The sequence below is a fragment of the Paenibacillus sp. WG02 genome, assembly GCF_055396115.1.
Map to the genome: position 1 here is coordinate 1246201 of NZ_AP036016.1, position 15751 is coordinate 1261951.

Annotated in this window: 18 protein-coding genes and 1 pseudogene; 16 read left to right on the forward strand and 3 right to left on the reverse strand. The window is 38.3% G+C overall.

Annotated elements, in window-relative coordinates; all coding sequences use genetic code 11:
• Positions 1 to 51: 51 nt before the first annotated feature.
• Positions 52 to 174, reverse strand: coding sequence for a hypothetical protein (locus tag ACBP55_RS05960; RefSeq protein ID WP_464650487.1), 123 nt, complete (start codon positions 172 to 174; stop codon positions 52 to 54).
• Between the two features lie 222 nt (positions 175 to 396).
• Here ACBP55_RS05960 and ACBP55_RS05965 point away from each other — a divergent pair, with 222 nt between their 5' ends.
• The 5 genes from ACBP55_RS05965 (at position 397) to ACBP55_RS05985 (ending at position 4042) form a co-directional block, all read left to right on the forward strand.
• Entirely contained in the window at positions 397 to 972 is a 576-nt protein-coding gene (locus ACBP55_RS05965) for a hypothetical protein (RefSeq protein ID WP_464650489.1), read from the forward strand.
• Between the two features lie 380 nt (positions 973 to 1352).
• A complete protein-coding gene (locus ACBP55_RS05970; protein ID WP_464650491.1) occupies positions 1353 to 2018 on the forward strand; it encodes a hypothetical protein in 666 nt (221 codons plus the stop codon).
• Positions 2019 to 2122: 104 nt separating this feature from the next.
• Positions 2123 to 2605, forward strand: a complete 483-nt coding sequence (locus ACBP55_RS05975; protein WP_464650493.1) for a hypothetical protein — start codon at positions 2123 to 2125, stop codon at positions 2603 to 2605.
• A gap of 440 nt (positions 2606 to 3045) precedes the next feature.
• Positions 3046 to 3675, forward strand: a complete 630-nt coding sequence (locus ACBP55_RS05980; protein ID WP_464650495.1) for a DUF4231 domain-containing protein — start codon at positions 3046 to 3048, stop codon at positions 3673 to 3675.
• Positions 3662 to 4042, forward strand: a complete 381-nt coding sequence (locus tag ACBP55_RS05985) for a toll/interleukin-1 receptor domain-containing protein (protein ID WP_464650497.1) — start codon at positions 3662 to 3664, stop codon at positions 4040 to 4042. Before ACBP55_RS05980 ends, ACBP55_RS05985 begins: the two co-directional genes overlap by 14 nt.
• On the opposite strand, the gene ACBP55_RS05990 is transcribed toward ACBP55_RS05985, so the two are convergent.
• A complete protein-coding gene (locus tag ACBP55_RS05990; protein ID WP_464650499.1) occupies positions 4035 to 4217 on the reverse strand; it encodes a hypothetical protein in 183 nt (60 codons plus the stop codon). The genes ACBP55_RS05985 and ACBP55_RS05990 overlap by 8 nt on opposite strands.
• Positions 4218 to 4345: 128 nt before the next feature.
• The gene (locus ACBP55_RS05995) at positions 4346 to 4906 is read right to left on the reverse strand and encodes a hypothetical protein (RefSeq protein WP_464650501.1); all 561 of its coding nucleotides are present in this window, start codon (positions 4904 to 4906) and stop codon (positions 4346 to 4348) included.
• A gap of 422 nt (positions 4907 to 5328) precedes the next feature.
• Here ACBP55_RS05995 and ACBP55_RS06000 point away from each other — a divergent pair, with 422 nt between their 5' ends.
• The 11 genes and pseudogenes from ACBP55_RS06000 (at position 5329) to ACBP55_RS06050 (ending at position 15750) form a co-directional block, all read left to right on the forward strand.
• Positions 5329 to 5805, forward strand: coding sequence for a GyrI-like domain-containing protein (locus ACBP55_RS06000; protein WP_464650503.1), 477 nt, complete (start codon positions 5329 to 5331; stop codon positions 5803 to 5805).
• 154 nt (positions 5806 to 5959) lie between these two features.
• Positions 5960 to 6460 carry an RNA polymerase sigma factor gene (locus tag ACBP55_RS06005; protein ID WP_464650505.1) on the forward strand — a complete coding sequence of 167 codons (501 nt, stop codon included), beginning with the start codon at positions 5960 to 5962 and terminating at the stop codon, positions 6458 to 6460.
• The gene (locus ACBP55_RS06010) at positions 6457 to 6879 is read left to right on the forward strand and encodes a zf-HC2 domain-containing protein (protein WP_464650507.1); all 423 of its coding nucleotides are present in this window, start codon (positions 6457 to 6459) and stop codon (positions 6877 to 6879) included. The genes ACBP55_RS06005 and ACBP55_RS06010 overlap by 4 nt, the downstream gene beginning before the upstream one ends.
• A gap of 236 nt (positions 6880 to 7115) precedes the next feature.
• Positions 7116 to 8402, forward strand: a complete 1287-nt coding sequence (locus ACBP55_RS06015) for an IS110 family RNA-guided transposase (RefSeq protein ID WP_464650509.1) — start codon at positions 7116 to 7118, stop codon at positions 8400 to 8402.
• Between the two features lie 413 nt (positions 8403 to 8815).
• Positions 8816 to 8983 (forward strand): annotated as a pseudogene (locus ACBP55_RS06020) (IS110 family transposase); the annotation flags it as partial.
• A gap of 24 nt (positions 8984 to 9007) precedes the next feature.
• Entirely contained in the window at positions 9008 to 9730 is a 723-nt protein-coding gene (locus ACBP55_RS06025) for a transposase (protein ID WP_464653245.1), read from the forward strand.
• Between the two features lie 543 nt (positions 9731 to 10273).
• Positions 10274 to 10471 carry a DUF4279 domain-containing protein gene (locus tag ACBP55_RS06030; RefSeq protein WP_464653246.1) on the forward strand — a complete coding sequence of 66 codons (198 nt, stop codon included), beginning with the start codon at positions 10274 to 10276 and terminating at the stop codon, positions 10469 to 10471.
• A gap of 558 nt (positions 10472 to 11029) precedes the next feature.
• Complete coding sequence (locus ACBP55_RS06035; RefSeq protein ID WP_464650511.1) at positions 11030 to 11611, forward strand: helix-turn-helix domain-containing protein; 582 nt, start codon at positions 11030 to 11032, stop codon at positions 11609 to 11611.
• A gap of 35 nt (positions 11612 to 11646) precedes the next feature.
• Positions 11647 to 12768, forward strand: coding sequence for an ethanolamine utilization protein EutH (eutH, locus tag ACBP55_RS06040; protein ID WP_464650513.1), 1122 nt, complete (start codon positions 11647 to 11649; stop codon positions 12766 to 12768).
• Entirely contained in the window at positions 12752 to 14527 is a 1776-nt protein-coding gene (locus tag ACBP55_RS06045; RefSeq protein ID WP_464650515.1) for an aminopeptidase P family protein, read from the forward strand. Before eutH ends, ACBP55_RS06045 begins: the two co-directional genes overlap by 17 nt.
• Before the next feature lie 272 nt (positions 14528 to 14799).
• Positions 14800 to 15750, forward strand: a complete 951-nt coding sequence (locus ACBP55_RS06050; RefSeq protein WP_171691013.1) for an ABC transporter permease — start codon at positions 14800 to 14802, stop codon at positions 15748 to 15750.
• Position 15751 lies beyond the last annotated feature (1 nt).

Here is a 15751-nt window from a genome sequence, read left to right on the forward strand (position 1 = left end):
ATCCAGGGACAGACCTTTTTTTGTTTTGTTCTCAAAATGCGATTGACATGTTCACACGGGCTTCACGCTGGTTACGGCATCAAGTTTCATTTCAATATTAACTCCAGATGTTTTGCCGATTTCGTTCGGTGAGATTGATCCGATAGCAACACTCATCGTTGACGGCTGTGCCATGGATAATCCGCACCCGCTTATGATCATCGACGCAGCAGGCATAAGATAGCCCGATTTTCTAAAGTTTTTTGCTCACTTATGATTAAACTATACGATCGGGCAGGATAGTTACAAAAAAAGGAAATTATTGTTTGGTTGCGAATACTTAAATATCTGCAAATTTCATGTAATAGCAGATTGGCGAAACTCTCGTAAGTAAATATTAATTTGGGGGACGAATTCATGGAAGAATATATTTATCAAACAGTAAAGAATAGAATTTTCGGTTTTGATTCAGAGCTTGTTAACGAAATATATGTTTTATCATTCTATATTGATTTTGAAAATGATGATTATAGGAAACCCCGGTTAATTTTTGGATACAACACATCTAGTAACTACCTTAATAATATCTCGAAGGCATCAAGTGATCTAGAGGCTAGATGGAATTATGCATTCTGGTTACAAAATGAAGAAGTAGTAATTGGCAATACATCTCTAAAGGATAATTGGGAAGAAGAATTGATGAGGGAGAATTGGGTATTAGAATCTCCGTGGTATTATACTGACAAAGAAGAAGAGGAAAATTTTGACCGAATACTTGAGTTAGGTGAAAGAATGAAAGATGATTTTTATAAAATTATAAAAAATGTAGTTAGAAGACTACACGCAAATGGTGTAATTGTAAGCAAGTTCAACAAAGAGATTCCTATAATTATTCACGAATTAGAATATTACGATTTGATAGCTGAAATTAATAAAGAAATAAATCCAAATGAAAGCATAAAAGAGTTTAGTGATTGGATAGATTCGATGTAATTTTAAAGATTTTGTTGGTACTTCAAAGGAGTCGCCTAACACCGTATTCACGCGACGGGCCTGAGGGCCCTTGGTCTGAAGAGGATTTTCGGTAAATTGGAATCTGCTGACACCCTGCACTGGCTAAGTTCGTCTGCCTCGGTGTAATGCACCTTAAACCCATCGGAAATTAAGCTAACGGGACACGATAGCTAATTAGACTACCAAAACAAGGCTGCCAGCGGATCGGTGGGCTTTTTAACCTAAACTGAGGGACGGGTAGGATAATGTAGAATGAAAACGGAATATATTGGGTGTTATAACCAGGGAGCAGATCGCCACGCGGCAGCGGCTCCCTCTAGTTTTATTTAACTATACATTCGTGGAAAGAAGGGGACGCAATGACAATTTTTTTAGGATTTCGCACAAACGATCTTGCATTTGGGTTTATTGATTCCGTTTCATTCAGCCTGGATTTAAAAGAGCGTAATACAAGCCAGCCTAAATTATGGGGAATGAAGAATTATTTTTTGAGTATTGCTTCAGTTGGTCGGTTGGTACACAACGAGGCTGGCCAAAGGCTAAATAGTTCTCTTTGTGATGAATTGGATAGGTTGTCTTTAAATCTGGATCAAATGATTAAGTTCATTCAGGAGAAACATGACTACCATTATAACCGCGAAGTTAAAGACGGAGCCTCTAGCTCTCTGATTATCTTCGGGTATGACACTTCCAGTGGTCCTTTCATGTGCGAGAGCCGTTGTAAATCAGACATTCGGGAGCTAAATAATATTGAGGAAAACGAGCTGTTATCAGTCGGAATTAATCATGACCAGTACCGAGCTGCCGGTCTCGAAATTTTTAAGAAAGAACTTGATAACAACACGCTTGATTTACGTGATTGGATGGCACCAACCTTCGAGGAAGTGAATTCTGGCGAATTCGTAAGTTATCCTTTGATATACACCCTTTATGCCCCAAATGAGAGAGTATCAGGAGCTATACATCACGAAAATTTCTTCCCGAGAGAAGAAGCGCTTGTGATACAACTAACGCATTTGAGTTGATTATTCGATTCAAAAATAAAAAAACAAATTCAAACTTAACAAAGCAGCATTGAAGGCTTCTGACATGTGGAGGAAATCTATGAGTAAATCAGGAGTGAGGAAAAATGGGGAAGTTGCTAAAAAGATTACGTGAAAATTATCCGGATATGTTTAAATCAGTCATCAAAGAACCTCTAACTTTACAAGAGAGGCTTTTACATTTGAATATAAATACAGCACAGGAGCACAAAATGAGAGAACTAGCCTTTAAAGAAATGGACCTCAATGACATTTGTAAGGATAGCGCAGGCCCGACAGGGCCAGATACTATTGATCTAGATTTATTGGTAGGTACATGCCGTTCTACCCAAGCTATAGATTGGATAGAGTATTTGGGTTCTCTTCACAAAATGACGAACTTTGAACATCCCCCAGAAACGTATCAAAACATATTAAGTTCTTCACCGGATAACGATCTCCCTTCTGTTATCTACTATAATGGACACTACTATATTGATGGTGGGGGGAACCATCGGTTGACAATAGGGAAGTGCATGGGAATAACACGAGCGAAAGTCTACATACAAAGTTATAAAGATAAGCCGTGACGTATTCAATAAGTAGTAATAACTCTTCTCCCTGATTTAGTTTTAAAAAAAACAAATTATATTGAGTACAACGATGACTCCGGATATGTTATGGAATTTGAACTTTGGATCGATAAGCAATGAAGCGACTTAGCATTATCTTGCGAATCAATAAATGTTTTATCTTTTACAATTTAAAATTTACATGTGTTATAACGTTTCGCATTGCGCTATCTGGGAACGATAGTGAGGGAGCTTGCAACGATGCAGCTCCTATTTTTCGTTGAAGCAACGGGAGGATAATGCAGTCTATTTATGGAATATACTGTTCTAGGGAAGGATGGAATTTCGGACATGGACACCTGATTCTTTGGAAATATGAATTATTATGGCTTTGAAGAGAAGACTTTCAAATAGCTAAATTTATACCGGTTGCGGAAATCTTTTGGGGGGATTTAAGGATGTTAAATGACTTCTGGGGCGTAATAATGATTTTGTTCTTTATTTGTGTTCTGCTTTCAGTGATCATTATCTGCAAAGTATTTAAACCAAAATTTAATGTAAAGTCAGTTGGTCAAAAACAGGAAAACAATGCATTTGATGGAATACCATTAGTTTCGGACGAGCTAAAGCAATGGCTTGAAAAGCATTACGAAAGCCTTATTCCCTTATTAACAATATGGCAGAGAAGAGCATGGAGATACGGTGCGATGCACTATTTTGTAGTAATTTGGACTGCTATTATATCCTTATCCTTGCCTTTTATAATACCATATATTGGGGACGGAAATTACTCTAAGATTCTGGTTCAAGTTGCAACGGCTTTTTCTGCAATTATGTTTGGCTTGCATTCCACTTTTAAAATGAAAGAACTTTATCAAAAATACAGGTTATTTGAGTCGTCTGTATATACGTTGGTAAGGAAAATGAAGAATGATCCTGAATCATTTGGCGACGAAGATAGCAAACGTAGAATTAATTATGCTAATGCAATTGAGAAAATTAGGGAAGGGGCTAGAAGCGTAGAAATCGACAATGTCCCAAATCCAATATCCTCTAAAAATACGGGTGATGACAGTGGCAACGCTTAAACAACGGGTTTTCATAAGTTATGTTCATGAAGATAGAGCTTACGCTGAGTCTTTAAAAACTATAATGGAGGAGCATGGATTCGAAACATGGTTTGATATGAAGGATTTAGATTTGTCAGGGAACTTACATATTCAAATTGAGGACGCTATAAGAAAATCGAACATTTTCATTTTTATCTCAAGTAAAAGAATCATTAATTCACAGTGGGTTGAATTTGAAAAGATGATCGCTGAGTCAAGTCTTAAGAAAGAAAATATATATAAAGTTGACCTTCATAATAAGCTTGTTTCTGTTGATAATAATCATTCTAAAAGCGATGATAATTGTTTCAACATTCTAAGCTATTTTATTTCAGAAGTTATTTAGGAATTCTGGCAAGCAGCCATTCCGCTAAACGAATCACGACATAACGGTAGCCGGCACTCGATTGGCTACCTTTGTCTGTTGAAGTAACTGTAAGGATAATACTAAATTGGAAAATACAGCAGCTAGTGGTTATTCCAAAAGCCGTTGTAAACAAAAGAGGAGTGGTTGCAGCCACTCCTCTTTTATATTGTTGTATCTTGAATGCATGTTACTACCATGACTTCATTTTGGAGTAACAAATATGTTTAATCTTGTATCTTTAAGAGTATTAATTGTACAGCTGCATTTTAATAACATAATTGGTCACTTTTCTTCATTTTCTTCGTGATCTAGTTCTGAAAGAATAGCCATGCCCTCTTCAGCCAATGTTTTCGCATCCTTAACTTCGTTTTGAATTTCCTCAATTCTAACTATTAATTGGTGATATTTTTCTTCAGAGTGTTCTAGTTGTTTTTTTAGATCGTGTATAACTTGGTTATTTGATCCTAGAATAGAAACAATCTCACGTAATCCTTTCTGACTAATGAGAAAAAGCGTAAGTCCCATTACAAATAGAGAAAAAGAGTCGTTATATTGTGCTAAATAGTTATTATCAATTTTCTGTAAAGCAGGGATATTGGGGAGACAGATCAAAGCGATTAGCGCAAGCGATTGATAAAGTAATATTTTTCTTCCTTTTATACGTAAAGCTTCCATTATTATTAATAATAGGGAAGAAGTGGATATACCTAGAAGAAATAAATTAGATACTTGAACACCAAATAAACGGATAAATCCAAGTAAAAAAACAGCTGTTCCCAGTGCCATTACTAGACCAGCGTTGTGGAGAATAGAATCACCTGTATTGTCCTCTTGTTCTTTCATTGAATTACCACCTTATTAGAATTAATATGACCTTGTCCTATACATAAAAAATAATTATACTCTTTTAGGAGTTGTTTGGTCGAAACAGGAGTATGTAAAAAGCCATCTTGGAAGCAAAAAACTTTCGACAGATACAAGCCAAATGATAATTATAACTTTAACATTAAAATCTAACAACATTAGCTGCTTTGTCGTATGACAAGACTTTGATCCCAATCCCGACCATGGAAGACTTCATCCTTACTTATTAAGCTAACGGGAGAACTGTAGCTCAATAGACATCAGGAGAAGGCTGCCGACTACATAGAACGGCAGCCTTCTCAGCTAACAGGCAGCATAGTTCAATAAATCTTGATAAGTATAATATGGTAAAATGTACAAAAAAACATATGTTTAATCGTTAATACAGGAGGGAAGAAAAAGTGGTCGATATAATCGAAAAACAGCAGTTTTCAGTTATTGGCAAATTGGGAGAAGGACTTGCGATTGAAGGTCCAAAGTGGATACCTCCATTATGGCAAGAGGCAAATAGTAATTTTGCTGAGATAAGCAATCTCGCGAAGTTGGATGCTGAAGGTAACATTACTGGGATTTGGGGTGCTATGAGTGATGTTGATGAGAAGTTTGAAAGGTGGAAAGTAGAAGGTAAGTATTTAGCAGGATGCGAAGTTAAAGACGACGCTATTGTCCCAAATGGATGGACAAAATGGGTCATTCCAGCTTTCAAGTACGTTGTAACAAAATGTACTCAAGATTCTTATCAAAACATTTTTAAACATATGATTGCAGAATATTTACCTCAAAACAATTATCAAATCGTTGGAGCAATTCAAGAATTTTATAATCCTAAAGATAACACAGGCGAATTGTACTTATACTTTCCAGTTGAAAAAATATAATTACACTCTCGTTACGCTAACGGAGAACTTTAGTTAAGGGGTTTGCTTCGGGCAACTCCAAATAAATTCATAGATAGCATCACATTCGCTTAGAGAAGGAAGAATTCGCTTTTATGAGCCTAAACTTGTAACGAATCGGGAGTTCAAGAGTCTTATGAAGGAAAAGCGAGGTGAGAATGTGACCGATTTTGAAGATATGTACGCACGGTACTTCCGTGATGTATATAAATATGCTCTTTCACTATGCAGGAATGAAGCGGAGGCCGAGGAAGTCACGCAGGAGACCTTCTTCAAGGCTATGCAGAGCATTGGCGCATTCAAGGGCGAGTGCAAGGTGTACGTATGGCTGTGCCAGATCGCGAAAAATACGTATTTTTCTCTTTGCAAAAAGAAAAATCGCTACGTTTCCTGCGACGAAATACCAAAACATACCGGTGGAAACGAACCGGAACAGACATTTTTGATCGATGAATCGGCCTTTGAAATCCACAAGGCCCTGCACAAAATGGACGAGCCCTACAAGGAAGTCCTGACGCTTCGTATATTCGGCGAGCTATCCTTCGCACAGATCGCGGAGCTATTTGGCAAAACTGAGAGTTGGGCGCGTGTCACGTATCACCGGGCGAAAATCAAACTGAAGGAGATGCTTTTATGAATATTCCGTGCGATATGATCCGGGACCTGCTTCCGCTCTATCACGACAAGGTTTGCAGTGAGGAGAGCAAGAAACAGATCGAGGATCATCTTAAGACCTGCGAATCGTGCAGGGTTGAGCTTGAAAAAATCGACGACGACATCAAGGGAGTTGACAACATGAGGGACGCGGAACCGATCCGTAATATAGCAAAGACATGGAAAAAAAGCAAAAAATCTGCGTTTCTCAAAGGCGCGCTTCTTGTTTCGATCCTGGCCTGCTTCGGCTGCCTGAGTGCTTATCACGCCATCGGCAGCTACGTTGCGTCGGACGGAAGACTGGTGGAACCATTCGGATTAATCCCGCTTTCCTACCTGTTCGGCCTGCTTGCGGGTATTTTAGGTCTGAGCCTGCTGATTACGCAACTAAGGAAAAGATAATCAGCTCTGTAAGGACTATCCTAGTAGGAAGGTATTGGCTGAATTAACACTCAAATTGCATTAACGGAAAGCAGAAACATATATCTGACACGGCTATTGGAATAAAAAGGTATCCGCGTTGTGCTAAACATTCCTGTAATGACTAAGATTTGGACTTTGTCAAAAAAGGAGCGCCTCGGTATGATGGGTTTGTGCACGGGTTCGAAACCCAATACCATCAAGGAGGCGCTCTTACTATGAAGTTTAAACAAAACGATGGACAAAATCAACGTATTGAACGAATTTCCACCTCTCATCTTGTAGTAGGTATCGACATGGCGAAGGAAATTCATGTCGCACAGGCTACTAATTTTCGAGGTATCGTTCTTGCTAAGCGGCATTTACCATTTACAAACGACTTAGAAGGATTCGAAAGATTACAACGTTGGATGGCTGAATTACAACAGAAGCACCAGTTGAAGACCCTAATCATCGGTATGGAGCCGACCGGACATTACTGGTTTAACCTGGCTAATTGGCTTTCCGACAAGGGGATAAACGTTGTCATGGTGAATCCTGCTACCACCAAACGAAACAAGGAAAACCGAGATAATTGTCCTTCCAAGAGTGATCCTAAAGATGCACTTGTCATTGCAGATGTCGTTTGCCGAGGCTATTACTATGAATACACGCGACAGTCTACTGTCTTTCAACGGTTACGTATCATTATGAGTGACCGGGAATTTTGGGTGACGAATAGTGTAAGAATGCAGAACCGGATCATCCGTTGGTTAGATATTCGGTTCCCCGAGTATACCTCGGTGTTTAAAGACTGGACCTCCAAACGTTCCTTAGCTACGCTTAAAGATTTACCCTCCCCGCTAGATCTACAGTCTCTGACGGTATCTGAGGTGATTACAAGTTGGAGAAAGCATATGAAACGAGCGGGTGGTTCTACGGGGACTCAGAAAGCTGCGTTGCTAATTTCGCAAGCCAAGCAGAGTGTAGGAGAGAAGACAGCTCTTCATGAAGCCAAGCAAGATTTACGGCGGTTACTAGAGGAGTTTGAACGTATTGTTGAAATACTAGAAAAGATTGAAAAGGACATTCTAGCACTGCTTAGTGAGATTCCAATGGCCATTCAACTTCGATCGATTAAAGGCCTGGGTCCAATCTTCATAGCTGCCATACTATCATGTGCTGGTGACCTTAGACAGTATGCGCATGGACGTCAGTTATTGCGTAAAGCAGGTCTAAACTTAGCTGAAAGGATGTCAGGAAAACACAAGGGACAAATCAAGCTTTCGAAACGGGGAGATGCAACGTTGCGCAAGTATATGTATCTGGCAACGATCACGCTCGTAGGAACGAATCCAGTCTTTCGACAGATGCATGAGAATAATGTTCAGATCAAGCAAATGAAGAAACAACAGTCTCTTTTTAAGCTACTTGGAAAATTGGCACGAATCCTCGTTGGCATTGTTCAAAGAGGTGAGTCATTTTTACCTGGAAAAGTAATTCCCAATTACGCTCTAGCTGCCTAAAACTTCTTAAATATAACGTAAATTGACTCATTCGCAGGAGTTTTCAAAAAGAAAGCACGGAGTACCGAGTTCGTTTTCCAAAAGGGCACAGACCCATCCGCTAAACGCTATCGGCCTCCACACCTTGGTCAGGTATAACGAAGGAATGTAAGGGCATAGACCCGTTGAGCCGTGGGAGGGTGAACCTCCAAGGATTTTGTGGAGCATGCGTGCAGTAGAGTAGGATCTGGGGAAATGTTCCATATGTTCCTCTATTCCCGCACGCCCAAAATATGAATCAACGGTTTTAATCAACTTACTTTCTGAAAAATACTGATTTATAAGGTGATGAAATCCTGCGAGTGAGTGAGCATACGTGAGATAAACCCTTAAAACCGAGGGAGGAAAACCGAGATAATTGTCCTTCCAAGAGTGATCCTAAAGATGCACTTGTCATTGCAGATGTCGTTTGCCGAGGCTATTACTATGAATACACGCGACAGTCTACTGTCTTTCAACGGTTACGTATCATTATGAGTGACCGGGAATTTTGGGTGACGAATAGTGTAAGAATGCAGAACCGGATCATCCGTTGGTTAGATATTCGGTTCCCCGAGTATACCTCGGTGTTTAAAGACTGGACCTCCAAACGTTCCTTAGCTACGCTTAAAGATTTACCCTCCCCGCTAGATCTACAGTCTCTGACGGTATCTGAGGTGATTACAAGTTGGAGAAAGCATATGAAACGAGCGGGTGGTTCTACGGGGACTCAGAAAGCTGCGTTGCTAATTTCGCAAGCCAAGCAGAGTGTAGGAGAGAAGACAGCTCTTCATGAAGCCAAGCAAGATTTACGGCGGTTACTAGAGGAGTTTGAACGTATTGTTGAAATACTAGAAAAGATTGAAAAGGACATTCTAGCACTGCTTAGTGAGATTCCAATGGCCATTCAACTTCGATCGATTAAAGGCCTGGGTCCAATCTTCATAGCTGCCATACTATCATGTGCTGGTGACCTTAGACAGTATGCGCATGGACGTCAGTTATTGCGTAAAGCAGGTCTAAACTTAGCTGAAAGGATGTCAGGAAAACACAAGGGACAAATCAAGCTTTCGAAACGGGGAGATGCAACGTTGCGCAAGTATATGTATCTGGCAACGATCACGCTCGTAGGAACGAATCCAGTCTTTCGACAGATGCATGAGAATAATGTTCAGATCAAGCAAATGAAGAAACAACAGTCTCTTTTTAAGCTACTTGGAAAATTGGCACGAATCCTCGTTGGCATTGTTCAAAGAGGTGAGTCATTTTTACCTGGAAAAGTAATTCCCAATTACGCTCTAGCTGCCTAAAACTTCTTAAATATAACGTAAATTGACTCATTCGCAGGAGTTTTCAAAAAGAAAGCACGGAGTACCGAGTTCGTTTTCCAAAAGGGCACAGACCCATCCGCTAAACGCTATCGGCCTCCACACCTTGGTCAGGTATAACGAAGGAATGTAAGGGCATAGACCCGTTGAGCCGTGGGAGGGTGAACCTCCAAGGATTTTGTGGAGCATGCGTGCAGTAGAGTAGGATCTGGGGAAATGTTCCATATGTTCCTCTATTCCCGCACGCCCAAAATATGAATCAACGGTTTTAATCAACTTACTTTCTGAAAAATACTGATTTATAAGGTGATGAAATCCTGCGAGTGAGTGAGCATACGTGAGATAAACCCTTAAAACCGAGGGACGGAAAACGATAGTTCAATCACAACTCAACGGCAGCCGGTATACGATCAGCTGCCGTTGTCCGTTGAAGTAATGGGCAGATTTGTTAAGTAAAAGGTACAATTGCAATAAGATAAATATATGAATTGACTGGGGTGACTGATAATGGATAAAACCACTGTCATGGCGTATTTCAGTATTTTCGGGGACAGATTTCCTGTAAATGAAGTTACGCAATTGCTTGGTATTGAACCAACCAAATCATATAACGTAGGTGATGTTATTGTTAGACCTAAGAATGACAATGTGATTAGTTCGACCATCCATTACAGAAAAGAGACATTAGCAGTTTGCCGTTGCTCTTTGTTCTTATTAAGCTAAAGGGCAGATTAGTTTAATTGTGATATGCTGAACCGTATCATAAGTAAGTGAGGTTAAAAATAGAACCACTTAGAACGTTATTGTGACAACGGTTTAGGTGGTTGTTTTTGAAAGTAATCATCCAAATTCAACTATTTGCAATGCAACAAAATCAGGGGGAAGTTTCAAAACTTGCTCAAAACTAGAAAATTTTTCCTCATTTAAATATAGATCTGTACCTAAAAAACATGACCTAACCAGAAGACTGAGGTTGGTTAATCAAATTGTAGGCAGACTGTATCTTTACTCTCCTTCGAGTTATTGGCGCTTTAGTTGAGTAAAGCACAATAAGATAGCTCTTTTTCGTATTTTATTATTTAACAATCTAGGCGCATAGATCTAATAGATCAAGCGTCTTTTTTTGTGCCAGATTGTGTAATTCTACGGACTGTTCTCGAGAGAATAGATGATTACGTTAATTAATTGATTTTCATATTCATGAAATTATTTTATAATATATTGCGTTTTACTCTAATATATATTACATTATTCACATTAATGAAAATTCGGGGTGAAGTGATGAATATAGGAATGGAAATAAAGAAATTGAGGACTGAAAAAGGAATTACTTTGAAAGAGTTAAGTGAAAAAAGCGAACTATCTGTTGGATTTCTGTCTCAATTAGAAAGGGGGCTTACTACCATAGCAGTTGATTCACTTGAAAAACTAGCTGATATCTTGGAAGTACATTTAACACATTTTTTTGATTATCCACTTAAAAGGAAAGATATGGTTTTAAGAAGTTATGAACAAGAATTAATGGATTCAGTAGAAGGTGGTTTTATTAAGTATAGTTTAAGTACAAATTTAGAAAATAAACAACTTTTTCCAAGGCTTATAGAAATTCTTCCTCAAAAGAAAAATGAAGAAATATTATCCTATAAGCATGCGGGAGAAGAGTTCATTTATGTTTTAGAGGGTATATTAACAGTTTACATAAATGGTACGAGGCATGAAGTGTATCCTGGTGACAGTGTTCATATGGACTCAAATATTGCACACAATTGGGCTAATTATACGAACAAAAAGGTCCAGCTTATAGCTGTTAATACGCCTAATTATATCTACAATAGTAGGTCATCTACTAAAGATGCTGATTAGTAAAGTTATATAAATTTAATAGAAAGAGATAAAAAATGGATAAATTTGTATTATGTCTCATCGGTTCTTTTTTTGTAATCGGAGCTATTGATTATATTACCGGAAATCATTTGAAACTGGGTGGGAAATTTGAAGAAGGCATAAAGACCATGGGGACTTTGGGGCTTGGCATGATAGGAATACTTTCTTTAGTCCCTCTATTTACAAATTTGTTATCATCTGTGATTATTCCAATCTGTAGCGTGTTTAATTTAGATCCTTCTATCGTTCCTGCAGCACTTTTAGCTGTAGATATGGGGGGATATCAAATCGCTGATAAGCTAGCATTAACAAAGGAAATGGGGGCATTCTCAGGAATTATCATCGCATCTACTTTAGGGGCCACAATTAGTTTTTCAATACCCGTCGCGTTAGGGATGCTTTCTAAAGAAGATGAAAAATATTTTTCTAAGGGTGTACTTGTTGGAATTATTACTATACCTATAGGATGTCTTGCAGCAGGTTTATGGCAAAAAATAAATATCGGCATATTAGTATGGAATCTGGTACCTATATTTGTTTTTGCCATTATTTTAGGGGTTGGATTATTAAAAGCTCATCATGTTTTTATAAAGGCTTTTAATGTATTTGGAAAGCTTATCATGAGTTTGAGTACTGTTGGATTGCTTTTACAGGGTATAGATTTGATATTTGGTGTAAGGCTTGTCTCAGGATTAGCACCCCTATCTGAATGTACAGTTATCGTAGGCAAAATCGCATTAATTTTAGGTGGAGCCTATCCTATGCTAGCACTTATTATTCGAATTTTTAAAAATAGTTTTGAAAGAATAGGAGAGAGATTTGGAATTAATTCAGTGTCAGTAGCAGGCATACTAGGAAATTTGGCTAGTAATCTGTTGATATTTGGAACATATAAGGAAATGAATCCTAAAGGAAAAGTGGTATGTGCTGCCTTTGGCGTAAGTGGAGCATTTGTATTTGGTGGTCAGTTAGGATTTGTATCAGGAGTAGCCCCAGACATGTTAGGAGCGTTCATCATATCAAAGCTTACAGCCGGAATAATTAGTATAGTACTAGCTGCATGGCTATATGATCGTGAAAATAAAGAATTTAGTCTTAAGAAAAATGGAGGAATTCGTAATGAATATCAGGGATAGGGTCGAAAAGTTAAGACAGCAAATGAAAGAAAATCAAATGGATGCTTATATCATTCCCAGTTTTGATGCACATCAGAGTGAATATGTAGCAGAACATTGGAAATGTAGACAATGGATATCAGGGTTTACAGGGTCTGCAGGTACAGTAGTTATTACATTAGATGATGCTGGGTTATGGACAGATGGCAGATACTATATTCAAGCTGAAAAGCAGCTTGAGGGATCAGGAATCAGATTATTTAGAATGATGGATCCCGGGGTTCCATTTTATACCAAATGGCTAGCGGATGTTCTTAAAGAAGAAAGCATTGTGGGCTTTGATGGAAATGTTTTTTCAATGAATATGGTTAAAAATATGGAAAAAGATCTAAAAGCAAAGAAAATCGAATTAAAAATGAATCAAGATTTAATTGGTGATCTGTGGGAAGATAGACCGGAGATTCCTAAAGGCCCATTTTTTACTCATGACGTAAAATATGCAGGCAAATCACGAGTAGAAAAATTAAATGAAGTAAGAGAAGAAATGAAAAATATAGGAGCCAATTATTATATTTTAACTTCCCTTGATGACATTGCATGGCTTTTGAATATAAGAGGAGCCGATGTGCCTAACAATCCAGTTGTAATAGCAAATGTAATTGTAGCAGAACATAAATGTTATTTATTCATTGATTCTTGCAAGGTTCCCTCTTTGGTTAAATTAGAACTGGAGGCTGAAGGAATCGAGTTCAAAGCGAATCATGAAATACAAACTTTCTTAGGAAATCTTTCAAGCGGAGATACCATTATTTTAGATACGAATAAAACAAATAGCAGATTATATAATGCCATTAACAGTATTACAAAGAAAATTGAAAGTCCTGACATCACGACTAATTTAAAAGCTATTAAAAATGAAGTTGAGATAAAAAATGTAAAATGGTGTGAAATAAAAGATGGTTTAGCCATGGTGAAATTTATAAAATGGCTAAAAAACGTTGTAGACAAAGAAGAAATTACAGAGATTACTGCAGAAGAAAGATTAGAAGATTTCAGAAGGGCGCAGGAAGGATATGTTGGACCTAGCTTTGATACGATAGCAGGTTATAGTGAACATGCTGCGATGATGCATTATAAAGCCAATAAAGAAACGCAATTTACACTTAAGAATGAAGGTCTTTTTTTAATTGATTCAGGCGGACAGTATTATGATGGAACAACAGATATTACACGAACGATTGTTTTAGGAAAACTTACCGATGAACAAAAAAGAGATTTTACTTTGGTGTTAAAAGGATTTATTGCATTAAGCTCAGTAAAATATTTATACGGAGCTACAGGCTCTAACTTAGATGTTTTAGCAAGGCAACCAATTTGGCAGTATGGTTTAGACTATAAATGCGGGACAGGACATGGGGTAGGTTTTTTCTTGAATGTTCATGAAGGACCACAAAGTATAAGGAATAATAATAATGTTACATTAGAAAAAGGCATGATTATTACGAATGAACCGGGAATATACCTTGAAGGTAAATATGGAATTAGAATTGAAAATATGATGTTAGTAGTTGAAGACGAGAAAACAGAGTTTGGTCAATTTATGAGGTTTGAAACAATTACGTATTGCCCAATTGATTTAGCCGGTATCAATAAAGATATGTTAACAGAGAGTGAAAAGCAATGGTTAAACAATTATCATCAAGAGGTATATACGAAGCTAGCTCCTTATTTAAATGAAGAAGAGAGCGGATGGCTAAGGGAAGAAACTAGGGAAATATAAATAGGTATTGCCGAATACAAGTGGAAGGAATGGCTGCTTCAACACGAAAGTAGGGCGAAATTTGTTGGAGAGGAATTGCTATTCCTTTGTTGTGGAACATCGGGTCTCCCGGTGTTTTTTTGTTTTTCGCTTCTCCGCCATTATTTAGCACTCCACACAAGTCATGATCAATACTCATTTAAAAAGATTATTTAATTTCATATAACCATATGTTAATGTGACTATCATCGACGAGACACATAGAGATGAAAAATGATGGGAGGGGAAACACCATGGATTCAACAACGGCGCAACATGTTAAGTTGTCGAATGCAATCTCGCAGAAGAAACGATTTCATATGATTAACGACTGGGAACTGTATATCATGCTTGTTCCGGGAATCTTGTTTTTTATCATATTTAAGTACGTCCCTATGTGGGGAATTGTGATTGCCTTTCAAGATTATAGCCCTTATAAAGGAATCACAGGGAGCGATTGGGTCGGATTTAAGCATTTTGTAACGCTATTTCATTATAATGGATTCTGGTTATTGCTTCGCAACACGCTGCTTATCAGCTTTTATAATCTAATTTTCTTTTTTCCAGTTCCGATTGTGCTTTCGCTACTGCTAAATGAAATTCGAGCTACCGTATTCAAGAAATTCATTCAGACGGTTATTTATTTACCCCACTTCCTTTCTTGGGTCGTCGTGGTCGGCATAACTTACATGCTGCTTGGCACGCAGGGTGGTCTCATTAATGAGCTCATTAAAGCAGGCGGCGGAACAGAAATTGCTTTTTTAACGACCAAAGAATGGTTTCGAGGATTGATTGTCAGCCAAAGCATTTGGAAGGAAGCCGGCTGGGGGACGATTATTTTTCTTGCAGCACTAGCAGGTGTCGATCCGCAGCTTTATGAAGCGGCCATCGTTGACGGAGCTGGACGGTGGAGACAGCTCTGGCACATTACGCTTCCGGCGATTCGCAGCACGATACTCATATTGCTCATATTGCGCATGGGCAGCGTTCTTGATATCGGATTCGAGCATATTTTCCTCATGCTTAATTCGACGGTAAATGACGTAGGCGATGTGTTTGAGACGTATGTGTACCGTGAAGGACTCATTGGCGGAAAGTTCAGCTATACAACGGCTGTTGGCCTATTTAAATCCTTTGTTGGTTTGATTCTCATTATGGGAGCTAACTGGTTGACTAAAAAATTCGGCGAAGAAGGCGTCTACTAAT